This window comes from Marinobacter sp. VGCF2001 (assembly GCF_049943275.1).
Lineage (GTDB): Bacteria > Pseudomonadota > Gammaproteobacteria > Pseudomonadales > Oleiphilaceae > Marinobacter.
This window is the reverse complement of the sequence record NZ_JBNFVX010000008.1, coordinates 112,786-135,676: the sequence shown is the minus strand read 5'-3', so window position 1 is coordinate 135,676 and position 22,891 is coordinate 112,786. Positions and strand designations below refer to the sequence as shown.

The 22,891-nt window shown below is 57.2% G+C and carries 21 protein-coding genes and 1 tRNA gene; 13 read left to right on the top strand and 9 right to left on the bottom strand.

The genetic code is table 11. The features are described 5' to 3' along the window. Positions 1–62 precede the first annotated feature (62 nt). The 12 genes from folP to pnp all read left to right on the top strand — a co-directional run bounded on the left by folP (position 63) and on the right by pnp (position 12,618). Positions 63–893, top strand: coding sequence for a dihydropteroate synthase (gene folP / locus ACP2AU_RS10195; protein ID WP_426376028.1), 831 nt, complete (start codon positions 63–65; stop codon positions 891–893). After that, a complete protein-coding gene (gene glmM, locus ACP2AU_RS10190) occupies positions 893–2,236 on the top strand; it encodes a phosphoglucosamine mutase (protein ID WP_426376027.1) in 1,344 nt (447 codons plus the stop codon). Before folP ends, glmM begins: the two co-directional genes overlap by 1 nt. Positions 2,237–2,316: 80 nt before the next feature. After that, entirely contained in the window at positions 2,317–3,069 is a 753-nt protein-coding gene (tpiA, locus tag ACP2AU_RS10185) for a triose-phosphate isomerase (protein WP_426376026.1), read from the top strand. A 24-nt stretch (positions 3,070–3,093) separates the two neighbouring features. Then, positions 3,094–3,477, top strand: a complete 384-nt coding sequence (gene secG / locus ACP2AU_RS10180) for a preprotein translocase subunit SecG (protein ID WP_426376024.1) — start codon at positions 3,094–3,096, stop codon at positions 3,475–3,477. Positions 3,478–3,485: 8 nt separating this feature from the next. Beyond that, a tRNA-Leu gene (locus tag ACP2AU_RS10175) sits at positions 3,486–3,570 on the top strand. Between the two features lie 309 nt (positions 3,571–3,879). Then, positions 3,880–4,341 carry a ribosome maturation factor RimP gene (gene rimP / locus ACP2AU_RS10170; RefSeq protein WP_426376023.1) on the top strand — a complete coding sequence of 154 codons (462 nt, stop codon included), beginning with the start codon at positions 3,880–3,882 and terminating at the stop codon, positions 4,339–4,341. A gap of 54 nt (positions 4,342–4,395) precedes the next feature. Continuing rightward, positions 4,396–5,889, top strand: coding sequence for a transcription termination factor NusA (nusA, locus tag ACP2AU_RS10165; protein WP_426376021.1), 1,494 nt, complete (start codon positions 4,396–4,398; stop codon positions 5,887–5,889). 20 nt (positions 5,890–5,909) lie between these two features. Continuing rightward, positions 5,910–8,456 (top strand): translation initiation factor IF-2, encoded by a 2,547-nt coding sequence (gene infB, locus ACP2AU_RS10160; RefSeq protein ID WP_426376020.1) that lies wholly within the window; start codon positions 5,910–5,912, stop codon positions 8,454–8,456. Continuing rightward, entirely contained in the window at positions 8,456–8,887 is a 432-nt protein-coding gene (gene rbfA / locus ACP2AU_RS10155; RefSeq protein ID WP_426376019.1) for a 30S ribosome-binding factor RbfA, read from the top strand. Before infB ends, rbfA begins: the two co-directional genes overlap by 1 nt. After that, entirely contained in the window at positions 8,884–9,807 is a 924-nt protein-coding gene (gene truB / locus ACP2AU_RS10150; RefSeq protein ID WP_426376018.1) for a tRNA pseudouridine(55) synthase TruB, read from the top strand. The genes rbfA and truB overlap by 4 nt, the downstream gene beginning before the upstream one ends. 81 nt (positions 9,808–9,888) lie before the next feature. Beyond that, positions 9,889–10,158 carry a 30S ribosomal protein S15 gene (gene rpsO / locus ACP2AU_RS10145; protein ID WP_426376016.1) on the top strand — a complete coding sequence of 90 codons (270 nt, stop codon included), beginning with the start codon at positions 9,889–9,891 and terminating at the stop codon, positions 10,156–10,158. 324 nt (positions 10,159–10,482) lie between these two features. Continuing rightward, positions 10,483–12,618, top strand: a complete 2,136-nt coding sequence (gene pnp / locus ACP2AU_RS10140) for a polyribonucleotide nucleotidyltransferase (RefSeq protein WP_426376037.1) — start codon at positions 10,483–10,485, stop codon at positions 12,616–12,618. Between the two features lie 92 nt (positions 12,619–12,710). Here pnp and ACP2AU_RS10135 read toward each other — a convergent pair whose 3' ends face one another. From ACP2AU_RS10135 to ACP2AU_RS10125, 3 genes are all read right to left on the bottom strand, one after another. Then, a complete protein-coding gene (locus tag ACP2AU_RS10135; protein WP_426376015.1) occupies positions 12,711–13,604 on the bottom strand; it encodes an alpha/beta hydrolase in 894 nt (297 codons plus the stop codon). After that, a complete protein-coding gene (locus ACP2AU_RS10130; RefSeq protein WP_426376014.1) occupies positions 13,574–15,442 on the bottom strand; it encodes a DUF4105 domain-containing protein in 1,869 nt (622 codons plus the stop codon). The genes ACP2AU_RS10135 and ACP2AU_RS10130 overlap by 31 nt, the downstream gene beginning before the upstream one ends. A 79-nt stretch (positions 15,443–15,521) precedes the next feature. Further along, positions 15,522–15,986 (bottom strand): DUF3015 domain-containing protein, encoded by a 465-nt coding sequence (locus ACP2AU_RS10125; protein WP_426376013.1) that lies wholly within the window; start codon positions 15,984–15,986, stop codon positions 15,522–15,524. Between the two features lie 307 nt (positions 15,987–16,293). Here ACP2AU_RS10125 and ACP2AU_RS10120 point away from each other — a divergent pair, with 307 nt between their 5' ends. Next, entirely contained in the window at positions 16,294–16,722 is a 429-nt protein-coding gene (locus ACP2AU_RS10120; protein ID WP_426376012.1) for a hypothetical protein, read from the top strand. Positions 16,723–16,788: 66 nt separating this feature from the next. On the opposite strand, the gene ACP2AU_RS10115 is transcribed toward ACP2AU_RS10120, so the two are convergent. From ACP2AU_RS10115 to ACP2AU_RS10090, 6 genes are all read right to left on the bottom strand, one after another. Continuing rightward, positions 16,789–17,490 (bottom strand): ABC transporter ATP-binding protein, encoded by a 702-nt coding sequence (locus ACP2AU_RS10115; RefSeq protein WP_426376011.1) that lies wholly within the window; start codon positions 17,488–17,490, stop codon positions 16,789–16,791. A 9-nt stretch (positions 17,491–17,499) separates the two neighbouring features. Continuing rightward, on the bottom strand, positions 17,500–18,255 hold the full coding sequence (gene livG, locus ACP2AU_RS10110; protein WP_426376010.1) for a high-affinity branched-chain amino acid ABC transporter ATP-binding protein LivG: 756 nt from the start codon (positions 18,253–18,255) through the stop codon (positions 17,500–17,502). A gap of 5 nt (positions 18,256–18,260) precedes the next feature. Continuing rightward, complete coding sequence (locus ACP2AU_RS10105; protein ID WP_426376009.1) at positions 18,261–19,532, bottom strand: high-affinity branched-chain amino acid ABC transporter permease LivM; 1,272 nt, start codon at positions 19,530–19,532, stop codon at positions 18,261–18,263. Then, positions 19,532–20,455 (bottom strand): high-affinity branched-chain amino acid ABC transporter permease LivH, encoded by a 924-nt coding sequence (gene livH / locus ACP2AU_RS10100; RefSeq protein WP_426376008.1) that lies wholly within the window; start codon positions 20,453–20,455, stop codon positions 19,532–19,534. Before livH ends, ACP2AU_RS10105 begins: the two co-directional genes overlap by 1 nt. Positions 20,456–20,616: 161 nt before the next feature. Next, positions 20,617–21,729, bottom strand: a complete 1,113-nt coding sequence (locus ACP2AU_RS10095; RefSeq protein WP_426376007.1) for a branched-chain amino acid ABC transporter substrate-binding protein — start codon at positions 21,727–21,729, stop codon at positions 20,617–20,619. A gap of 161 nt (positions 21,730–21,890) precedes the next feature. Continuing rightward, positions 21,891–22,802 carry a TPR end-of-group domain-containing protein gene (locus ACP2AU_RS10090; protein ID WP_426376005.1) on the bottom strand — a complete coding sequence of 304 codons (912 nt, stop codon included), beginning with the start codon at positions 22,800–22,802 and terminating at the stop codon, positions 21,891–21,893. Positions 22,803–22,891: the final 89 nt, after the last annotated feature.

The following is a 22,891-nucleotide window of genomic DNA, read 5'->3' as shown; positions in this document are numbered from 1 at the left end:
CCGGTTCCCGGGCGGCGTTTGTTTTTATTCCTGCCTGACGCCCTGCCTTTGGAAGATTCGCTATGAAACTGAATTTCGCTGGCCGCGAACTGGACCTGTCCAGATGCCACGTGATGGGAATCCTTAATGTTACGCCCGACTCTTTTTCCGATGGCGGGCTTTTTAATTCCCGGGAGTCTGCCCTGTTGAGGGCTCGCCAGATGGTCAGCGATGGCGCATCGTTTATTGATGTCGGGGGCGAATCCACACGTCCGGGGGCTGCTGCGGTGTCCACCCAGGAAGAGTTGGACCGGGTTTGCCCGGTGGTAGAGGCGATTGCCAGAGAGCTTGATGCGGTCATTTCGATCGATACCAGCAACCCCAAAGTTATGGCGGAGGCCGCAAAACTGGGGGCGGGGCTGATCAACGACGTGCGTGCGCTGCAGCGCGAGGGTGCGCCTGAGGTGGCAGCCAAAGCCGGTATTCCCGTATGCATCATGCACATTCAGGGCGAGCCTGAAACCATGCAGAAAGACCCCCGTTACCGGAATGTGCGCCGGGACGTCAGTGCGTTCCTGGTGGAGCGGATGAGAGTGGCTGAGCGTGCCGGTGTTCGCCCGGAGGATATTATTCTGGACCCCGGTTTTGGTTTCGGTAAGAGCGTGGACCATAACTATCAGTTGCTGGCTTCATTGGAGCAACTTCATATTCTTGGGCACCCGTTGCTGATTGGCCTGTCCCGCAAGTCGATGCTGGGTGCTGTGACCGGCCGGGATGTTAATGAACGGTTGCCGGCCAGTCTCGCTGCCGCGACAATAGCGGTCATGAAAGGCGCCAGCATTCTCCGTGTTCATGATGTACGGGAAACGGTGGACGCGGTAAGTATCGTAAGGGCAGCGAAGGAGGCAGTCTGATGACGCAGCGCAAATATTTTGGTACCGATGGCATTCGTGGGCGTGTGGGTGATCGCCCGATCACTCCCGAGTTCATGTTGCACCTGGGGTGGGCCGCAGGTCAGGCATTCAAACGCCAGGGGCAGCGTAACAGCGTCCTGATTGGCAAGGATACCCGCCTGTCCGGCTATATGTTCGAATCCGCACTCGAGGCGGGGCTTGCGGCGGCAGGCGTTGATGTCAAACTTCTCGGCCCCATGCCCACGCCAGCCATTGCCTATCTCACCCGAACGTTCCGGGCATCCGCAGGGATTGTCATCAGTGCCTCCCACAACCCTCACCATGACAACGGCATCAAGTTTTTTTCCTCCGAGGGAACCAAGCTGGACGATGCCCTTGAAGCGGAAATCGAGCGTTGGCTGGATCGGCCCATTGAGGTGTGCAGTCCTGAGGAGCTGGGTAAGGCGAGCCGGGTTGATGATGCACCTGGTCGCTATGTCGAATTCTGCAAGAGCACTGTGCCCAACGAATTTACCCTCGATGGTATGCACCTGGTTCTGGATTGCGCCCATGGCGCGACCTATCATGTTGCACCCAAGGTGTTTCGGGAACTGGGGGCCAGAGTGACCGTTATCGGTGCCGAGCCGGATGGTCTGAATATCAACCTTAACGTCGGTTCCACCCATCTCGAGGCGCTCAGGCAAACCGTTGCGGAGAAAAATGCAGACCTGGGTGTGGCGTTCGATGGTGACGGCGACCGGGTGCTGATGGTCGATCGCGACGGTTCGGAGGTTGATGGTGATGAGTTGCTCTATATTCTCGCGTCCCGGCGCCAGGCTGAGGGTCGTCTTGATGGGGGCGTGGTCGGGACCCTGATGACCAACCTCGGAGTGGAGCTGGCGCTTCGTGAACTGGGTGTTGCGTTTGAACGGGCCAAGGTGGGTGATCGTTATGTTATGGAGCGCCTGCTGAGCAACAACTGGTCCCTTGGCGGCGAGGGCTCCGGCCATATGGTTATCCGTGATTGCACGACCACGGGCGACGGCATTGTTTCCGCCCTGCAGGTGCTGCTGGCAGTGCGCCGGTCAGGTAAAACTATGGAGGAGTTGCGGCGGGGTATGAGTAAATTGCCCCAGAAGATGATCAATGTTCGTGTTGATGAGCGGTTTGACCCACTGAGTCGCACGGATATCGTAGAAGCAATGGCGCGTGCCGAGGCGTCATTGGGTGATGCCGGGCGCATTTTGCTTCGTGCTTCCGGAACGGAGCCCCTGATTCGGGTGATGGCTGAGGGTCAGAGTGCTGACGATATCTCCCGGGTGGTTGAGGAGCTGGCACAGGTGGTGGAGCGCTCAACACCCTGAAGTCGAAGGGGTAGTTGTGTGCGGTCAATGACTGCTGTATAGTTTCGCCTCCCTTTTGTTCGGGACTGTCGAGGACAGAGATGCGTCGCAAAATTGTTGCCGGAAACTGGAAGATGAACGGGTCGAAAGACCTGGTGAAGCGCCTGGTTGGCTCGATTAGCGAGCAGTCCGGCAGTGGTGGTGTAGAGGTCGTGATTGTTCCTCCGGCCATCTATCTGAGCGAAGTCGCCGAGTTTGCGGGTGGCGAAGTGGCCACTGGGTTGCAAAATGTGTCCCAATGGCAGGCCGGCGCATACACTGGCGAGATTTCCGCCGGTATGGCCCGTGATATGGGGTGCGCTTATATACTGGTGGGCCATTCCGAGCGTCGCCAGCTTTTCGGCGAGACCGACGGGGTTGCCGCAGAAAAAGTGAAGCAGGTGCTTGCCAGCGGGCTGACAGCGATGCTTTGCGTGGGTGAAACGCTCGAAGAGCGGGAAGCCGGTGAGGCGGTGTCCGTGGTCGCTGCTCAGGTTCGCAAAGGGCTGGCTTCGGTATCCGGTGATCAATGGCGCCGGGTTGTTGTTGCCTATGAGCCGGTCTGGGCGATCGGTACCGGAAAAACCGCAACAGCCGCAGACGCTCAAGCGATGCATTTGGAGATCCGTAATGTGCTTGCTGGCATGAAAGCGCCGGCGAATGAGGTTTCGGTACTTTACGGCGGCAGTGTAAAAGCGGATAATGCGCCCGCTCTATTCGCAGAGCCGGATATTGATGGCGGCCTTATTGGTGGCGCCTCGTTGAAGGCCGAAGAATTTATCAGTATTTGCCGGGCTTTTCCGGCAGATGCCTAAGCCGACACGTTTACGAGAGTCTGTATGGATTGGTTGGAAACACTGGTAGTTGTTGTTCACGTCGTGATCGCCGTGTCGCTGGTGGGTCTGGTTCTGATCCAGCAGGGCAAAGGTGCGGACGCCGGGGCAGCTTTCGGTGGTGGTGCCTCACAGACGGTGTTTGGCAGTCAGGGTAGTGGTAGCTTCCTGACCCGGATGACCACCTTCATGGCGGTGATCTTTTTTGTGACAAGTTTTTCGCTGGCTATCTTTGCCAAGCAGCGCGCAGAAGTGGCTGGTGAAGCGGGTATTCCTGTCGTTCAGGAATCCGCCGAGGTCAACGCGCCGGCTGAGCAGGCCCCGACTGATGTCGAGGCAGGAGCAGGCAGCGAATCCGAGGGCGGGGACACGCTTCCCGAACTCGAGTAAAGAATGATGCCCGGGTGGTGAAATTGGTAGACACGCTATCTTGAGGGGGTAGTGACGAAAGTCGTGCCGGTTCGAGTCCGGCCCCGGGCACCATATTGAAGAAAACGGCTTGGCAAAACCAGGTCGTTTTTTTTGGTCAGTCCTTGACCAGTCCGTGCGGCATCATTATACTGCCGCGGATATTGGAGCCTGTGTCGATCGGGTTCCCAGGCAGGCCAGGTGTCTGTCGGCAAGACGCTCGAAAGGGTTGGCGTTTTGCGAATTCTTGCAACAAAAAGCCCCAACTATCGGGGCTTTTTGATTAAGGGGCCTGGCGCAAGGGCCCTGGTGCATAAAAGGGCTGATCAACAGCCCTTTTTTTGTTTTTGTACCCTGAAAATCTGGAAATGGAGGCGGCGACACTTGTCAGCCAAACTGAAACAACTGGAAGACATCCTGCGCCCGGTGGTCGAGGGCCTGGGTTATGAATTCTGGGGCATTGAATTTCGCTCCCAGGGGCATCATTCCAAGCTCCGGGTGTTTATCGATGATGCCGAAAACGGTATTGGTATCGAGGATTGCGAAAAAGTCAGCCGGCAGGTCAGCGGCGTGATGGATGTCGAAGACCCGATTCAGACCGAGTACACCCTGGAGGTGTCTTCCCCCGGCATGGACCGGCCTCTGTTCCGCCTTGAACAGTACGAGGCGTTCACCGGTCACCAGGTTCAGATCAAGTTGCGTATGGCGTTTGAAGGTCGGCGCAAGTTCCAGGGCCTGATCAAGGGTGTGGACGGTGACGAGGTGGTGGTTGTTGTGGATGACCACGAGTACCTGCTGCCTTTCGACAGTATTGAGAAAGCCAATATAGTGCCGATTTTCGAGTGACATATTCGAATAAATTTTCAGACGTATGGTTTATTTTGAGGGCAGGGCAATCCCATGAGTAAAGAGATCTTGCTGGTCGTGGAATCCGTCTCGAACGAAAAAGGTGTCGAGAAGGATGTAATTTTCGAGGCGATTGAACTCGCACTCGCTACCGCGGCCAAAAAACGTTACGAAGACGAAGACGCCGATATCCGGGTTGCCATCGATCGCCGCACCGGAGAGTACGAAACCTTTCGCCGTTGGCTGGTGGTTGATAACGATGCAGTGCCAGCGCTGGGCACTGAACTGACCCTGCAGGAAGCGGAAGAGATTGATACCGACCTGAAGCCTGGCGATACCCACGAAGAAAAGGTGGAGTCCGTTGCCTTTGGTCGTATTGGCGCGCAGGCCGCCAAGCAGATTATTTTCCAGAAAGTTCGCGAAGCTGAGCGCACCAAGATTGTCGATAGCTATCGCGATCGTGTTGGTGAGCTGGTCTCCGGAACCGTGAAAAAGGTTACCCGCGATAACGTAATTGTTGATCTGGGGGCTAATGCCGAGGCGCTGCTGCCACGTGAGCATCTTATTCCGCGGGAAACTTTCCGGATGGGCGATCGCGTGCGCGCATTGTTGCTCGAGATCCGGACCGATCACCGGGGGCCGCAGCTGATTTTGAGCCGCACGGATTCCCAGATGCTGATTGAACTGTTCCGCATCGAGGTGCCCGAGATTGCTGAGGAGTTGATCGAAATTCGTGGTGCGGCCCGTGACCCGGGCTCCAGAGCGAAGATTGCGGTAAAAACAAACGACCGCCGGATCGACCCGGTAGGCGCGTGCGTTGGTATGCGTGGTTCCCGGGTTCAGGCCGTCTCCAACGAGTTGGGCGGCGAGCGTGTGGACATCGTGCTTTATGACGATAACCCGGCGCAGCTGGTAATCAACGCAATGGCGCCAGCAGAAGTGGCTTCCATCGTGATGGATGAAGACCGTCACACCATGGAGGTCGCCGTGGCTGAGGATAACCTGGCTCAGGCGATTGGCCGTAATGGCCAGAACGTTCGCCTGGCGACCGACCTGACCGGCTGGACTCTGAACGTGATGACCGAAGAGGAAGCGGGTGAGCGCCAGGAGCAGGAACACAACCGTCTGGTTGAGCATTTCACCGCTCATCTGGATGTGGACGAAGAATTTGCCAGTGTGCTGATTGAGGAAGGCTTTACTTCTATCGAAGAAGTGGCCTACGTGCCCATGGAAGAAATGCTGGCGATTGAGGGCTTTGACGAGGACACCGTCACTGAATTGCGCCGCCGGGCCAAGGATGTGTTATTGAACCAGGCGCTGGCCAGTGAGGAAGCTCTGGAGGGTTCAGAGCCTGAGGAAGATCTTCTGACTATGGACGGCATGGACCGTAGCCTGGCCTTCAAACTGGCCGGCATGGGCGTGCGGACAATGGAAGATCTGGCGGAGCAGTCGATTGATGAACTGCTTGAAATTGAAGGTATGGATGAAGAGCGCGCCGGTCAGCTGATTATGACTGCGCGCGCACCCTGGTTTGAAGACCAGGCCTGATTCGGGAGAGGAGGACCAGTATGGCTGAAGTAACGGTAAAACAACTGGCCGCAGATGTAGGCGCTCCCGTGGATCGTTTGCTGAAGCAGATCGTTGAGGCCGGGCTCAAGGCCCGCAAAGAAGACGATGCTGTCACCAGCGATGAGAAGCAGCAGTTGCTGGCCTATCTGAGAAAAACGCATGGCGATGCGGATGCTGAACCACGCAAGATTACACTGAAGCGCAAAACCACGACGACACTGAAGGCCGGTAAGGCCAAGACCGTCAATGTAGAAGTGCGCAAACGCCGCACCTACATCAAGCGCGCAGAGCTGCAGCCCGAGCCGGAAGCCGAAGCGCCGGTAACGGAAGAGCCGGTGCAGACGCCGACAGCCGAACAGGCGCCGGCGGAAGAGGCGCCGAAAGTGGCAGCGGAAGCAGCGCCTGCTGAGGAGTCCGGCACAGACACACCGGCGCCGCTAGAAGCCGAAGCCGGGACTGCTCCGGAAGCTGCTCCAGAAACCGCAGAACCTGCCATCGCGCCGGAGGATATTCCCATGCCTCCGCCCGAGGAGGAAGGTCGGGATCGCAAGCCCAAGAAGAAGAAAGAGAAGGTGCGTGAGCGCGGCGACGATATCGAAGAAGGCAAGCCTAAGAAGAAGCAGGCTGGCCACCGCGGCCCTCGCAGCCGTCCGGTAGAAGAGCCTCTGGTGATTTCAGAGGACGAGGAAGAAACGGTTCCTCGTAAACAGCTGCGGGCCAAAAAGAAACCGAAAGAAAAGCGTCATGCTTTCGAGAGGCCCACAAAGCCCATGGTAAGAGAAGTAGAAATTCCGGAAACCATCACCGTTGGTGATCTCGCCCAGCGCATGGCCGTTAAGGCCGCTGATGTTATTAAAACCCTGATGGGTATGGGCGTCATGGCTACCATCAACCAGGCGCTGGATCAGGAAACGGCCGTTCTGGTGACCGAAGAGTTGGGCCATAAGCCCAAGTCGGTCAGTGAGGATGCCTTTGAGGAAGAAGTGCTGAGTGAAATCACCGGCGATAACGAAGGCAAGGAAAAAATCAAACGGGCGCCGGTTGTCAGCGTGATGGGTCACGTCGACCACGGCAAGACCTCGCTGCTTGATTATATCCGTCGTGCGAAGGTTGCCTCGGGTGAGTCCGGTGGTATTACCCAGCATATCGGTGCCTACCATGTAGAAACCGATCACGGCATGGTGTCGTTCCTGGATACTCCGGGCCACGCGGCATTTACCGCCATGAGGGCGCGTGGTGCCCAGTGTACCGATATCGTCATTCTGGTTGTGGCCGCCGACGACGGCGTAATGCCGCAAACCAAGGAAGCCGTTGAGCACGCTCGCTCAGCCGGTGTTCCCCTCGTCGTTGCCATCAACAAGATGGACAAGGAAGAGGCCGATCCTGACCGGATCAAGAACGAGCTCTCTGCGTTGGACGTGATCCCCGAAGACTGGGGCGGCGACGTGCAGTTCGTGCCAGTCTCTGCACACACCGGTGCGGGCATCGACGACCTGCTCGAGGCGGTACTGCTGCAAGCCGAGATTCTGGAACTGGATGCGTCTCCGGATGCCGTAGCGAAAGGCGTTGTGGTTGAATCCAGCCTGGAGCGTGGCCGTGGTTCTGTGGCCACGGTACTGGTACAGAACGGTACCTTGCGCCAGGGCGAAATGGTTGTGGCCGGTGCCTTCTTCGGTAAGGTTCGCGCCATGACCGACGAAGCTGGCCGCCAGGTAAAAGAGGCCGGCCCTTCTATTCCGGTTGAAATCCTCGGCCTTAACGGTACGCCGGATGCCGGCGACGAGTTCTTCGCCGTGGCCGACGAGAAGAAGGCCAAAGAGCTGGCTGAGTTCCGCCAGACCCGCGAGCGCGAGCAGCGTCTGCAGCGTCAACAGGCCGCCAAGCTCGAGAATATGTTCGAGAACATGGGTAAAGACGAAGTCAAAACCCTGAATGTCGTTCTCAAAACCGACGTGCGTGGTTCTCTGGAAGCTATTACCAAGGCCCTGCAGGACCTGGGTAACGATGAGGTTCAGGTGAAGATCGTATCCTCTGGTGTTGGCGGTATCGCTGAAACCGACGTCAGCCTGGCCATGGCCACCAATGCCGTCATCTTTGGTTTCAACGTTCGTGCCGATACCGCGTCCAAGCGCCTGGTTGAGCAGGAAGGTCTGGATCTGCGCTACTACAGCATCATCTACAACCTGATTGATGACGTGAAAGCAGCGCTGACCGGTATGCTCAAGCCGGAGTTCCGCGAAGACATCGTTGGTATTGCCGATGTGCGTGATGTGTTCCGTTCACCGAAGTTCGGCCAGGTAGCTGGCTGTATGGTGACCGAGGGCAACGTATACCGTAACAAGCCGATTCGCGTGCTGCGTGACAACGTGGTGATCTTTGAAGGCGAGCTGGAGTCTCTGCGTCGCTTCAAGGACGACGTCCAGGAAGTCCGTAACGGCATGGAGTGTGGTATTGGTGTTAAAGGCTACGACGTGAAAGTGGGCGACCAGATCGAGGTATTTGATCGCGTCCGCGTTGAACGTAAGCTTGAGTCTACGGGGGCCTGATGGCACGGGAATACAGTCGCGTAGATCGCATTGGCGATCAGATGCAGCGAGAGCTGGCGCAGCTGATCCAGCGCGAGGTGAAAGACCCTCGCGTTGGTATGGTCACCGTCAATGATGTGAAAGTCAGCCGTGACCTGGGCTATGCCGATATTTACGTTTCGCTGTTGTCTACGGAAGAGCTGACCGAGGAGTCCCCGGAAGTTCAGGATTCCCTCACAGTGCTTAACAAAGCGTCAGGGTTTCTTCGTGGCCAGGTTGGCCGGGCGATGAAGCTCCGCGTGGTACCTCAGCTGCGGTTCCACTTTGATAAGCTGTTGGGTCAAAGTCGCAAGATGGACAAACTGATTCGTGAAGCGGTTGGCGACAAGCCCTCCGTTCCGCGTGATGACAACGATGACCCGGTTTCTGACAACCCGGAGCGTGACGCTTGAGCCGAAGACGCAAAGGCCGTGATGTAAGCGGCATTCTGGTGATCGATAAACCTCAGGGCGTGACCTCCAACGGGATTCTGCAACAAGTGAAGCGCCTGTATGGTGCGGCGAAAGCCGGCCATACCGGGGCGCTTGACCCGCTGGCTACCGGAGTTCTGCCGTTGTGCTTTGGTGAGGCGACCAAGTTCTCCCAGACCATGCTCGACAGCGACAAGGCCTATATCACGACCGCCCGTCTCGGAGTGAAAACCGAAACAGGTGACAGTGAGGGCGCGATCGTTGCGGAAACCACCGTTCCGGCCCTGACCGAAGCCGACGTTGAAGCCGTACTGGAATCGTTCCGCGGCGACATTCAACAGGTCCCTTCTATGTATTCGGCCCTGAAGCACAACGGTCGGCCGCTGTACGAATACGCCCGTGAGGGCATCGAGATTGAGCGCCCGGCGCGGCCAGTGACGATTTACGAGCTGAAATTGCTGGCCGTCCGTGAGCAGGAACTTGATCTGGCGGTTACCTGCACCAAGGGTACGTACATCCGCTCATTGGTTGAGGATATTGGCGAGGCGCTGGGCTGTGGTGCTCATGTCAGCGCGCTGCGTCGTACCCTGGCGACGGGCTACACGCTGGCCGATGCCTGCGATGTGAAAGACCTGGAGGCCATGCGTGAGCAGGGGGAAAGCCTTGATGGCTTGTTGCTGCCTCCGGAAACTGCTCTGACCATGTTTCCGGAATACCGCCTGTCGGGCACGTTGCTGGTGTCGATCTTGAACGGACAACCGGTTAGAATACCTGATCAGCCTTTCGAAGGGTTTGTGCGCCTCTATGGCGAGCATTCCTTTGTCGGGCTGGCAGAAGCAATGCCGGAAGGCACAGGCACGCAACTGGTGCCGCGCCGACTGGTCAAGAGCAGTAAAAGGTAACAAGCCTTTTGCTGATTAGCCGGGCTGTAGAGATGCGCGGTTCGGCTGAACAGATATGCATCGCAAACAATGAGGTGAAATATGGCACTGTCTGCCAGTGAGAAAGCTCAGATCGTTACTGATTACCAGCAAGGTGAAGGCGATACCGGTTCCCCTGAAGTACAGGTGGCTCTGTTGTCTGCCAACATCAACAAGCTGCAGGGTCATTTCAAGGCCAATAAGCAGGATCACCATTCCCGCCGTGGCCTGATCCGGATGGTTAACCAGCGTCGTAAGCTGCTGGATTACCTGAAGCGCAAAAACGCTGACCGTTACCTGGAACTTATCCAGCGTCTGGGTCTGCGTCGCTAATCCGGGTGTAGCGACCTGATGGCTGGCCCGGGTTTTCCGGGTTCAGCCGTGCTTCTCTCCCGCTTTCTGCCTCGATCTCTCCGAACGAGCAGATGGCGTTTTTTGCTGCAGTTGATTTGTCTGTGAAACCGAAGGATTTTCCCTGTCACAATGGAAAGCCGCTATTGATAGCAGGTTGTTGAAAGCCCGGGAACCAAAGCCGGGGTTTTGCAACAGCCTGTTAGCTTTCAGACGGGTTGCCTTTCGGTTCACTGATCAGACGGCTGCAGTTGTTGGAATACGACGAATGAATGGGTCATTCGTCGGAATTTATAAACGTTGAAAATGCAGGAGTCTGCTGTGGAACTGCAACCACGTATCAAAACATTTGAACTGGGTGGCGAGACCTTCACCCTAGAGACTGGCCGTGTTGCGCGCCAGGCCACCGGCGCCGTTCTGGTTAGTACTGGCGATACCGCTGTTCTTGGCACTGTGGTAGGTGCCAAAGAGCCGAAGCCGGGCCAGGGTTTCTTCCCTCTGACCGTGAACTATCAGGAAAAAACCTACGCCGCGGGTAAGATCCCGGGTGGCTTTTTCAAGCGTGAAGGTCGTCCGTCCGAGAAAGAGACGCTGACCTCCCGTCTGATCGACCGTCCGATCCGTCCGCTGTTCCCGACTGGTTACATGAACGAAGTCCAGGTTGTGTTGACGGTTATGTCGGCCAGCAAGAATCACGATCCGGACATCGCAGCGATGATCGCGGCTTCAGCCGCCCTGGCTATCTCGGGCATCCCCTTCGACGGTCCTATCGGTGCAGCTCGTGTGGGTTATACCAACGAGAAAGGCTATTTCCTGAACCCGACTTTCGAAGAGCTCGGTACGTCCCTGCTGGACATGGTCGTTGCCGGTACCGACGATGCGGTATTGATGGTTGAATCCGAGGCCAAAGGCCTGACGGAAGACCAGATGCTGGGTGCCGTGCTGTTTGGTCACCAGGAAATGCAGACAGCCATCAACGCCATCAAGGAATTTGCTGCTGAAAACGGCAAGCCGCGTTGGGAGTGGAAGCCGGAGGCTGAGAACACTGAGCTTCTGAATGCTATCCAGGCTGAATTCGGTGGCGCCATCGAAGAAGCCTACGCCATCCGCGACAAGATGGCTCGTTATGAGCGTCTGGGCGAGATCAAGAGCGCTGCTGTTGAAAAGCTGGCCGGTGAAGAAGACAACCAGCCGACCGAAGACGTAGTGAAAAAATATTTCGGCAAGGTCGAGAAGTCGGTTGTTCGTCAGCAGGTTATCGAGGGTAAGCCCCGGATTGACGGTCGCGACAACAAGACTGTTCGCCCGATTGAAGTGGAAGTGGGTGTACTGCCGTCGGTTCACGGTTCTGCGCTGTTTACCCGTGGTGAGACCCAGGCGATTGTTACTGCTACGTTGGGTACCACCCGTGACGTGCAGACCATCGATGCCCTGGAAGGCGAACGTAAAGATCCGTTCCTGTTCCACTATAACTTCCCTCCGTACTCTGTAGGCGAAGCTGGCCGTATGGGCACTCCGGGCCGTCGTGAAATCGGCCACGGTCGCCTGGCCAAGCGAGGTGTAGCTGCGGTTATGCCGACCATCGAAGAGTTCCCGTACGCTATCCGTGCGGTATCCGAGATCACGGAATCCAACGGTTCCAGCTCCATGGCTTCCGTGTGTGGTTCTTCCCTGGCTCTGATGGATGCCGGTGTGCCTCTGAAAGCGCCGGTGGCAGGTATTGCCATGGGTCTGGTCAAGGAAGGCGACAAGTTCGCTGTATTGACCGACATCCTGGGTGACGAAGACCACCTGGGCGACATGGACTTCAAGGTTGCCGGTACCAAAGAGGGCGTTACCGCCCTGCAGATGGATATCAAGATTCAGGGCATCACCGACGAAATCATGGAACTTGCTCTGGAACAGGCCAATGCTGCGCGCCTGCACATTCTGGGCGAGATGAACAAGGTGATCTCCGAATCCCGTGCCGAGTTGTCTGACCGTGCGCCAAGCATCACCACCATCAAGATCCATCCGGACAAGATCCGTGATGTTATCGGTAAAGGTGGCGCGACCATTCGTGGTATCTGCGACGAGACCGGTGCCTCCATCGATCTGGACGACGACGGCAACGTGAAGATCTATGCCGCTGATGCTGCCGCCGCTCAGGCTGCTGTAAACCGGGTCAAGGAAATCACCGCCGAGATCGAAGTGGGCGCAATCTATAAGGGGCGCGTGGAGCGCATTGTGGACTTCGGTGCCTTTGTTAACATTCTGCCGGGTAAGGATGGTCTGGTTCACATTTCCCAGATCTCTGATCGCCGCATCGAGAACGTAACTGACGAGCTGAGCGAAGGTCAGGAAGTTCTGGTGAAGGTATTGGATGTAGACAATCGTGGTCGCGTTAAGCTGTCCATGAAGGAAGTTAAGGAAGGCGAGCAGCCGACTGACTTCGCTGACTGATTTTCAGGTTAGTCAGTAGTGAGAAGCCCGCCTTTTGGCGGGTTTTCTCGTTTCTGGGCTGGTTAGTTTGGGTGCCTTCCCCAACCTCTGCGCTAAATCTCGTGCTGGCCTCTAAAAGCCTTTTCCATGAATTCCAGCACTGCCTCCCTGTAGGCCGGAATCACAAACGTCGCCGCATGGGGCGTATCGGTCTGCAAGAACTCCTTGGGCTGCTCCGCCGCCTCATAAAGCCGCACGCCGTGCTCAAACGGAATAATGCCATCCCGAACGCTGTGGATAACCATCACCGGCACCGGTGAGAGGCCGGCGATGTGGTCTGTACCTTCGTAGTCATCTGGGATGGTCCAGCTCAGGGGGTACTGGAATGGCCAGGTGAGCCAGAACTGGTCGAGTTTTTCCCGGGCGATGTAACGAAAGCCGGAGAAGGTGCCATCGAGGATGATGCCGTTCAGGGCGGGTTGTTCGTTGCGTTGTGTCCATTCGCTGGCGAGGGCGATACCCAAAGCGCCACCGAGGCTCTGGCCGAGCAGGTAGAGTGGGCGCTCGCTGGCCGTATCCTGTTCGACGAGCCAACGCAGGCCGGTTTCAACATCGTGCAGGACACCTTCGATATCGGGGGCGCCAGTGGACTGCCCGTAACCACGATAATCGATGGTGAACACGTTGAAGCCCTGTTCGGGCAGCCAGGCAATGTTGAGAATATGGGCGCTGACGTTCTGGGCGTTGCCGTGCAGATAGTAGATTGTGCCCTTTGCCGGTTCCTCGCTGAGAGCCGGGAGCCACCAGCCGTGGAGGGTTTCGCCATCGGCTGTGTTCAGGTAGATGTCGTCGTATTCCAGGTTGAGCCGGTCCGGGGTGATGTAGGTAGCTTTATTCGGGTAGAAGAACACGCTGCTGCAGCCGGTTTGCAGCAGGGTGATGAGGGCCAGCAGGGCGACGACGGCCGCCCTGTGGGTCAGAAGTACGCGTGCAGTCCCGCTTGCCATGTGCTCTGGTACCTGTGGTAGTGGTTTTCCCGCGTGAACTTGGTGAACAGGCTGAATTCCCGGCCAATGTGCCAGTTGGCTTCGGCGTACAGCTGGTCTTGCCGGTGTTGGCTGCTGACGATCCAGGCTTTGGTTTTTACGCCGGCCAACAGACTGAAGCGGTTGTTCTGGTGCAGCAGGCCGAAGTCTGCGCCCGGAGCGACGTCGTAGCCACGTTTGATGTCATCATCGATTTCCACATCGGCCGTGGCGATGGCAAAGGCCTGGGTGTTCTGGCCAAGGCGCCAGCTGCCGCCGGCGCCGCCTTCAAGGTAGGGTGCCAGGACTCTGTCGGTGCCTGTGTCGGTGCGCCGGCCGCCAAAGCCGACTTGCCAGGAAATAGGAGCAAAGAACTGGTTTCGTGGGCTGAGAGAGCGAATTTCCACGCCGGTCAGCCGTTCTATCTGAAGCTCGTCATTGTCGTGATAAAGGCGTGTATCCAGGCGCAGGAACTGTAATTGAGCGCCACTGCGATAGCCCGCTGGCGGATCCAGCAGGTCGTGATAGGCCGGCCGGATGGTCAATTCGGTGAATTCGTTATGGGCCAGTTGGCCGGCACCCAGGCTGAGCCGGAAGGTGTCGTGGCCCTGATCATCACGAATCTGTGGCTCCGGCACGTCCGGAAGGCTTTCTTCGCTGTCAATCTGACTGCGGGATACCAGCAACTGGTGTGACAAGGGCGCGGCCTTTTCCCGCGGCCAGCCTTCTGCCTCGCTCTGGTAGCGAACGAAATCGTAGGTGGCGTCCAGCAGTCTGGCACGGCTCTTGTCTTCAAGTTCACGCACTTCCGGGCCATTCACCTCGACATAGCCACTGGTCATGGCCGCCGCAATCGTCTGGTGTTCTGAAGGCAGTGTGTTCAGGCGGTGAGCCACGGCAGTGGCCGCGGATGGGCGGTAATGAACGCTTTCGACCAGCCCGGCATCGCGAACCCAGCGAACGGTGTCAGATGGAATAGCGTGAGTACTTACTTCGCTCAGAAGCTCAGTGCCCGGGCGGGCGGCATCGATCAGCGCCAGCAAGCGGTAGGCGCAGTTCTCATCGAAGAAGTAATAGTCAAAATTTTTGTCCTGGATTTCCCAGGTGTGCGCCAGCAGTGTGTCTACTTCCTGTTGGTCCAGGTTCAGGGTGTACTCCCACAGATCCCGGTGTTCAATGTCGTTATACAGCCGGATCATTTCGTAGTAGGGCTTGATGGAGGTAATGCCGGGGTAGCCGCCGAAAATGCCCCGGTAGGCAAACAGCAATTCGCTGTCGTGCTCTGCGGCATCTGCCGCGTAGGAAATGGTATTAGCCAGTAGCAGGTCGGCTTCCGCATCGTCCTGGGGCGGATCAAGCCGCAAGAAGGTGTGGCCGAACATGGACGATGGACTGTTCAGGTAGGATGCGGCGAATACCAGGGTGACTTTTTCGGTATTGAGCGTGCCGGCCCAGTCGTCGAACGCGGGGCAGTTTACCGGTGTTTGCGGCAAATCCAGTTGTTCACGCAGCCAGGCGTCGCGAGCCGGGAATCGACATCGGGCATGGCTATCGCCGCTACCGGGTTGTTGTATGGCTTCGAGAGTTGCTACCAGTTCGGCCCTGGGCGAGGTTTTTCCGTTCTCACTCAGAAAGAACGCGGGATCATCTGCCTGGCTGGTGTAGCCGGAATCGAATCGGCCCTGGTGATAGTGGCCCAGGGTAAGCCAGGCTGGGTGTTGATGAAGGTTGTCTGGCAGTGCGGGTGGTTCTGCCTGAGCCCAGGCGGTACTGAATGCAAGCCAGAGAATGGCCTGCCCGATGCGTAGGGTAAAGCCCATGAAATTGGTGTTTCCGGGTTGGTTATTCTGGAGTGAGCGCGCCGTCCCTGGCGCCAGTCTGTTCCGTCACGCGCGGTGATCAGGCCGCTACGTATTTGCTGAGCTCACTGTTCTGTTCCAGCAGGGCCACGATAGCGTCTACGGCCTCACCGGAGGTGGTGTCTGCATTCGGGAAAATGGCTGCAAAATTGTCTTGCAGGACGTTGCGGAAGGTAGCGCGGTCAGCTTCATCGACACCCAGCAGAGTCGCCAGAGTATCCAGGTTTTCACCGGAGCCGCGGGACATATCGCGGGCAACCTTGTCGATGTTGCTGTTCATGTACATGGCCATGGACTGGACGGACTGGTTGGTCTGGCAGCCGAGGGTGCCGGTGGTCATACCGAAGGTCTGGTTACCGAAGGAGCCGTTGGTGGTGGCAGCCAGCACGTGTGGAGCAATACCTGATTGTCCCTTCCAGATCATGGCACCTACGCCACAACCGGGTTGAGCGAAAGCCATGGAAGACGCACCAAGAAGAATTGCACCTGCGATCAGTTTTTTCATTATCCACTCCTTTCTGTGGTTTAGCTTCGTCGCATACCCTGCAGCCTTATCGGTTCGTGGCTGCAAGACAACGGTCGTTATCTGGGATTGTTAGGAGACCGTCTGTGTGAGTATAGATCAAAACCTCAGATCGCAAGTTAAGTTGCGGTTAACAAACGTAACTGCCGGATGTTCATTAATCTGACCAGTTCATATATTTCAAAATAGAACTAAAGATCACTTTTTAGCGAGTATTGTTCTATAAAGCGGATTTCAGTATAGTGCGAACGGCCACGAAGGCCACGCAACAACATATGGAGAGTTTGTTTTGAAAAAAGCGCTTATTGCATCAACACTCGTTCTCGCCGGTGCTATGTCCGGTTGTTCCTCCCTCAACGTGAGCTCCAGCTCCATGCCTGTTACTGCTCCGCTGCAGACAGACATCAAAGCTGACGTTGAAGTAGGCGAGAAGATTTCTGGCAAGGCTTCCGTAACCAAGGTTCTGTTCTTCACCATTGGTAGCGACAAGCAGTTTTCTGATGGCGTTTCCTACGGTGGCTCCACCGGCGGTGGCCTGCCCTTTGGCGATCCGGTTGCCAAGGCCAAGTCTGCAGCAGCTTACAAGGCCATTGAGTCTTCTGGCGCAGACATCATCGTAGCTCCGCGTTACACTGTTGAAACTGAAGACTTCGTTGTCTTCGGTACCATCAACGTAACCGTTGAAGGCTACAAGGGCACCATCAAAAGCATCAAGTAAGCTTTTGTGAGTCCCGAAAAAAGCCGGAGTGCAGCTGCTGCCTCCGGCTTTTTGGTTTCTGTCAGGTTATCCTCCCAAATAAGCCTCCCGCACTTCCGGATTCGCCAGCAGATTCTTACCGGTATCGTGCAGCCGAATGCGGCCGGTTTCCAGCACATAGCCCCGGTCTGCCAGGCTCAGGGCCTGGTGAGCGTTCTGCTCCACCAGAAACACGGTAATGCCTTCCTCTCTCAACTGGCCGATAATTTCGAAGATTTGCTGAATGATGATGGGCGCCAGCCCCAGTGAAGGCTCGTCCAGAATGATCATTCTGGGCCGGCTCATCAGCGCACGGCCGATGGCCAGCATCTGCTGTTCGCCGCCGGACATGGTGCCCGCCCGCTGATCTTCGCGCTCTTTCAGCCGGGGAAACAGTTCGTACACGTGGTCCTGGCTTTTGCAGATTTCTGATTTGGTGTTGAAAAAACCGCCCATGTGCAGGTTCTCTTCGACGGTCAGGCCCGGAAATACGCGCCGGCCCTCCGGAACAATGGCGATGCCGGAACGCATGATGTTGGAGGTGGCTTCATGGGTAATGTCACGCCCCTCCAGAATGACCCGGCCGGCGCTGGCCTGCGGTGTGCCGCAGACGGTCATCAGCAGCGTGGTTTTACCGGCACCGTTGGCACCGATCAGCGACACAATCTCGCCTTTCTTAACTTCCACGGACACGCCGTGCAGGGCCTCGATTTTGCCATAGTGGGTATGTACGTCTTCCAGTACCAGCATGGTGTCTCCTCAGGCCTCGCCCAGATAAGCTTTGATTACATCATCGTTCTGGCGGACTTCGTCGGGTGTTCCTGCCGCCAGGGGGCGTCCCTGGTTGATCACGGTAATCCGGTCGGAGATGTCCATCACCAGGCTCATGTCGTGTTCGATCAACAGCACCGATACGTTGTAGTCCTCTTTCAGGCTGACGATCAACTGGTTGAGATCTTTGGTTTCGGCCGGGTTGAGGCCGGCCGCGGGTTCATCCAGCATTAGCAGTTTCGGCTCGGTGACCATGCATCGGGCAATTTCAAGCCTGCGCTGCTGTCCATAGGCCAGGTTGCCGGCTTCCCGGTTGGCGAGCTCCAGCAGGCCAACGCGTTCCAGCCAGTAGGCGGCCCGGTCCAGGGATTTGCGCTCCCGCTCCCGATAGTTCGGGGTTTTCACCAGGCCGGCCAGAAGGTTGGTGTTCAGGTGCCGGTGCTGGGCCACCAGCAGGTTCTCCACCACCGTCATTTGCCCGAACAGGCGTACGTGCTGAAAGGTGCGCACCATACCCAGCCGTGAGATCTTGTAATCCGGCTTGCCCTGAACTTCACCGCCCTCGAACAGGATTTTCCCGCCGGTGGGTTTGTAAAAGCCGCTGAGACAGTTGAACACCGTGGTTTTGCCGGCGCCGTTGGGGCCGATAATCGAGACAATTTCATGTTCCTGCACATCCAGGCTGACCTGGTCGACTGCGAGCAGGCCGCCGAAGCGCATCGACAGATTCTGTACTTCCAGCATACCTGTCACTCCTGCCGTTCCAGTTCAATGTGAATGCGGCGCATGGGCATCAGTCCCTGGGGCCGCCAGACCATCATCAGTACCATGGCGGCACCGAACACCAGCATCCGGTAGTCGGAGAACTCACGGGCCAGCTCTGGCAGGATGGTCACGGCAATGGCGGCCAGCACCACGCCCAACTGAGAGCCCATGCCGCCCAGCACCACAATGGCCAGAATGATGGCAGACTCCAGGAATACAAACGATTCCGGGCTGATAAAGCCTTGTTTGGAGGCAAATACAGTGCCGGCGAAACCGGCAAAGAAGGCGCCAATGGTAAAGGCGGAGAGTTTGACTGCGGTGCGGCTCAGGCCCAGGGAGCGGGCAGCAATTTCATCTTCCCTAAGGGCTTCCCAGGCCCGCCCGACGGGCATTCGCATGAACCGGCGAATGATCAGGGCGGTAATCACCGCCAGTACCAGGGCAATCAGGTACAGGAAAATCACTTTGTGCTCGCCGCTGTAGGCAATGCCGAAGGTTTCATGGAATGAGGTGTTGCCTTCCTCCTTCACCCGGCGCCCGAATTCCATGCCGAACAGGGTGGGGTCCGGAATGCCGCCGATGCCGTTGGGGCCGCCCGTGAGCGCCGTCCAGTTGTTCAGCAGAATGCGGATGATTTCACCAAACCCCAGGGTTACGATCGCCAGATAGTCGCCTCGCAGCCTCAGCACCGGGAACCCCAGCACCAGGCCGAACAGAGCCGCCAGGCAGGCACCGATCGGCAGCGCTACCCAGAACGACACGCCTGCGTATTGGGACAGCAGGGCGAAGGTGTAAGCCCCCACGGCATAAAAGGCCACGTAACCGAGGTCCAGCAGCCCGGCCAGGCCCACCACCACATTAAGGCCCAGGGCAAGCATGACGTAGATCAGCACCAGGGTGGCCAGATCCACCGAGCCACGAGAGACAAAGAACGGCCAGAACAGCGCCAGTACGACAATTCCGGTGAGCACCCAGGATTCAATTTTGGCCCGTTTGTTTTCGGCCATCGGTTCTTTTCCGGTTTTTGGCAAAGGGCTGGGAACGCTCCTCAGTGCCGCCATGATCTGGTCCCGGAATAGCTGGAACAGGAACACGACCACCGCTGCCAGCAGCACCAAAATGATGGTACTGGTCTCGGCACCGGTCAGGATGACGTTGATACCCTGAGCTTCCAGATTGAAGCCAATGATAGGGTAGGAAATGACGAGCGTGACGATCGCACAGAATAGTGCGTGTCGGAAATTATTGGCAGCCATCAGATTTTCTCAACCTCCGGTTTGCCCAGCAGTCCGGTGGGTTTGAACAGCAGAATCAGAATCAGCAGGCTGAAGGAAACCACATCCTTGTACTCGCCACTGAGGTAACCTGAGGTCATGCTCTCGGCGACCCCCAGGATAAGCCCTCCCAACATGGCGCCGGGAATGCTGCCAATGCCCCCAAGAACGGCAGCAGTAAATGCCTTAAGCCCGGCAATAAAGCCGAAGAGAGGGTCGACGGAACCGTAATACATACCCAGCAACAGGCCGGCGACGGCCGCCAGTGCCGCGCCAATAACGAATGTGGCGGAGATGATTCGGTTGGTGTCGATGCCCAGCAGGTTGGCCATGCCCAGATCCTGGGAGACGGCGCGGCAGGCTCGCCCGATGCGTGACCGGGAAATGAACAGCGACAGCGCTGTCATGCAAATCAGCGTGGTAATAAAGATGGTGATCTGGATGTAGGAAATAGACATCGGAAAGGTATCTTCCGAGCCGAACCGGAAGCCACCTTCAATCAACGCCGGAAACCCGATGTTCCGGGAGCCTTGCGCCAGGTGAACGTAGTTCTGGAGAAAGATGGACATACCGATGGCCGAGATCAGCGGGATCAGGCGGTGCCGGCCCCGTACGGGGCGATACGCAACCCGTTCGACCGCCCAGCCCATGGAGCTGGATACCAAAACTGCGCAGATCAGTGCGACGATCAGCACCAGGGGCAACCAGGCAATACCCAGGGTGGCCAGCCCGGTAATAGCGATCAGTGCCGTGTAGGCCCCGATCATATAAACCTCGCCATGGGCAAAGTTGATCATGCCGATGATGCCGTAAACCATCGTGTAGCCGATGGCGATCAGCGCGTAGGTACTCCCGATCGTCAGCCCGTTAATGAGCTGCTGGAAGAAATAGAGGAGATCTTGCATCGTTGTTGAGCTCCGACAGCCTGCCCCTTTGCAGCCAGGTACGCACTCACGGGGATGCCCGGAAACGGCGTAACAAGGAAACTCGGGGACCAGAAAAACACCTTCCCCGCGAATTGCATCGGGAAGGTGCTCTCATTTTTCCGTTAATGAACGATCCTGGCTCAGTTAACCGGAGTCTTGCTGCCGTCTGAATGCCATTCGTAAACGACAAACTCAAACGATTTCATATCGCCGGCCTGGTCGTATTGAACGGTACCGATCGGTGTCTCGAAACTGCCGTCACGCAGGGCCGCGGCCACATCGAACGGATCTTTGGAATCCGCGGCTTCGATGCCTTCAGCAACCAGTTGCACAGCAGCGTAGGAGGTCAGTACGAAGGGGCCGGAGGGGTCTTCGCCTTTTGCGTCGAAGGCGGCGATCAGCTCCTGGTTTTCTTCTTTCTGGTCGAAGCTGGGGGGCAGGGTGACCAGCAGGCCTTCTGCAGCTTCTCCGGCAATGGTGTTGATATCTTTGTTACCCACGCCCTCGGGGCCCATGAACCTGGCGTCTACGTCAGACTGTCGGGCCTGGCGCAGAATCAGGCCCAGCTCGGGATGGTAACCACCGTAATACACGTAATCGACGTCAGCCTGTTTGATCTTGGTGACGAGGGACGAGAAATCTTTATCGCCGGCGGTAATACCCTCGAACATGGCGATCTCGACGCCGGCATCCTGCAGGGTATTGCGAACGGCGGTAGCAATGCCTTCACCGTATTGTTGCTTGTCGTGAACAATGGCCACGCGCTCGGGGTTCTGGCTGGAAATATAATTGCCTGCGACCGGGCCCTGCATGCTGTCCAGGCCGATGGTGCGGAACACCAGCTCATAACCGCGCTCGGTGATCTCCGGGCTGGTGGATGCCGGGGTCACCATCAGGATACCTTCGTCCTCGTAAATGTCGGACGCCGGCTGCGTGGAACTTGAGCACAGGTGGCCGACCACGTAGCGAACACCTTCGTTCACCAGGCGATTGGCAACCGTAACGGCCTGTTTCGGGTCGCATACGTCATCGACTTCCACCGCCACCAGTTCTTCACCCATCACGCCGCCGTCGGCGTTAATGCGTTCAATGGCCATGCGGGCACCGGAGAATTGCATATCACCATACTGGGCGACGGGGCCGGTCATCGGGCCGGCAATACCAATCTTGATGTCGGCGGCAGCCTGCCCGGCAGCCATGAGAGCAACAGATGCGCCTACAGCGGTAGCGAGTTTCTTTACGGAAGTTGTCATCGTGGTTTTCCTGTTTGTGTCAGGGTTATTCTTATGTTCTCAGAGAGTTAAACAAACACCACAGTCTGTTGCTTGTCAAGCCAATCGGGCCATGGCTTTTTTTCTGGAACACGGTGCAATCATCATCGCTGATGAAAGCAAGCACCGTGCCGGTCTGAGTGTCACGCGTCCGTGCTGTCATCCTTTTCCTGGAAGACGAGTGTCCTGAAGTTTTCATGATCGTGCAGGTGCTCGAAACTCGGGTCAACCGAGGCGTCGTCCCGGTAGGCTTCGGCAATCTCAATCGCTTTTTCCAGGTCGTTGACGGCATCTTCCCAGCGGCCGATTTCGGCGTAGGCGCAGGCCAGCTGATAGTGGGCATGGCCGTTGTCCGGCGCCAGTTTCAGAGCGCGATGGCACAGGCTGATGGCCCAGAGAGGCTCCTGCATCTCGAGCACGGCGTCCGCTTTGTAGCTCAGGGCCTCAACATCGTCCGGGCGCAAATCCAGGATCTGGTCGTATGCGGCAATCTTGTTTTGCTGGGAGGTCTCCTGGCTTGCTTTCAGCCAGAGCGCGTGCACCTCGTTGGTGCGCTCTATCTCTGCCTGATTCTGGTGGATGATTTCGGATTTCTGCTGCAGTTGCTCTTCGATGGACTTCAGGCGCTGCTCGTACTCGATAACCAGTTCGTTGACGCGCTTTTCGGCCAGGCTGGTCAGCTGGTTGCGCATATCCCGAATGGAGTTCCAGCCAATCACAACCAGAATGGAGGTGGCGCCGGCAATCAGATAGAAAAAGTAGGTCACCGTGTCGGTGGCATACGACATGGTTTTATCGGCTACCGACAGCTCTTTGTCGACGACCTTCTCGATCAGTTCTGCCCGGGTATTCTGTATCTGCTGGCGCAGGGCCTTGCTTTCTTCAAGCAGGTACAGTTCCACAAACGGTGTGTACATCGGTTTTTCCAGGGTCTGGATGCTTTCCTCAACGTCTTCTGTGGTCAGCTCCTTTTCCGGGCCGAGTTGCTGTTGTTGGGCATGAATCAGGCCGGCCGGCGCGAGAGCAAGAATAAGGGGAAGAAAGTACCTGAACATCAACCGTATCCGTCAGTGGGTGAGTGAAAGTGGCTGCAGACCTTAGCATAGCGACAGCCAGAAATAATGCTACAAACGCTCCCGGGGCG

Bases quoted from the DNA above. Each gene is read 5' to 3' on its own strand.
- folP (WP_426376028.1), top strand. From the start codon at position 63: ATGAAACTGAATTTCGCTGGCCGCGAACTGGACCTGTCCAGATGCCAC.
- glmM (WP_426376027.1), top strand. From the start codon at position 893: ATGACGCAGCGCAAATATTTTGGTACCGATGGCATTCGTGGGCGTGTG.
- tpiA (WP_426376026.1), top strand. From the start codon at position 2,317: ATGCGTCGCAAAATTGTTGCCGGAAACTGGAAGATGAACGGGTCGAAA.
- secG (WP_426376024.1), top strand. From the start codon at position 3,094: ATGGATTGGTTGGAAACACTGGTAGTTGTTGTTCACGTCGTGATCGCC.
- nusA (WP_426376021.1), top strand. From the start codon at position 4,396: ATGAGTAAAGAGATCTTGCTGGTCGTGGAATCCGTCTCGAACGAAAAA.
- infB (WP_426376020.1), top strand. From the start codon at position 5,910: ATGGCTGAAGTAACGGTAAAACAACTGGCCGCAGATGTAGGCGCTCCC.
- rbfA (WP_426376019.1), top strand. From the start codon at position 8,456: ATGGCACGGGAATACAGTCGCGTAGATCGCATTGGCGATCAGATGCAG.
- rpsO (WP_426376016.1), top strand. From the start codon at position 9,889: ATGGCACTGTCTGCCAGTGAGAAAGCTCAGATCGTTACTGATTACCAG.
- pnp (WP_426376037.1), top strand. From the start codon at position 10,483: ATGCAGGAGTCTGCTGTGGAACTGCAACCACGTATCAAAACATTTGAA.
- ACP2AU_RS10135 (WP_426376015.1), bottom strand. From the start codon at position 13,604: ATGGCAAGCGGGACTGCACGCGTACTTCTGACCCACAGGGCGGCCGTC.
- ACP2AU_RS10130 (WP_426376014.1), bottom strand. From the start codon at position 15,442: ATGGGCTTTACCCTACGCATCGGGCAGGCCATTCTCTGGCTTGCATTC.
- ACP2AU_RS10125 (WP_426376013.1), bottom strand. From the start codon at position 15,986: ATGAAAAAACTGATCGCAGGTGCAATTCTTCTTGGTGCGTCTTCCATG.
- ACP2AU_RS10115 (WP_426376011.1), bottom strand. From the start codon at position 17,490: ATGCTGGTACTGGAAGACGTACATACCCACTATGGCAAAATCGAGGCC.
- livG (WP_426376010.1), bottom strand. From the start codon at position 18,255: ATGCTGGAAGTACAGAATCTGTCGATGCGCTTCGGCGGCCTGCTCGCA.
- ACP2AU_RS10105 (WP_426376009.1), bottom strand. From the start codon at position 19,532: ATGGCTGCCAATAATTTCCGACACGCACTATTCTGTGCGATCGTCACG.
- livH (WP_426376008.1), bottom strand. From the start codon at position 20,455: ATGCAAGATCTCCTCTATTTCTTCCAGCAGCTCATTAACGGGCTGACG.
- ACP2AU_RS10095 (WP_426376007.1), bottom strand. From the start codon at position 21,729: ATGACAACTTCCGTAAAGAAACTCGCTACCGCTGTAGGCGCATCTGTT.
- ACP2AU_RS10090 (WP_426376005.1), bottom strand. From the start codon at position 22,802: ATGTTCAGGTACTTTCTTCCCCTTATTCTTGCTCTCGCGCCGGCCGGC.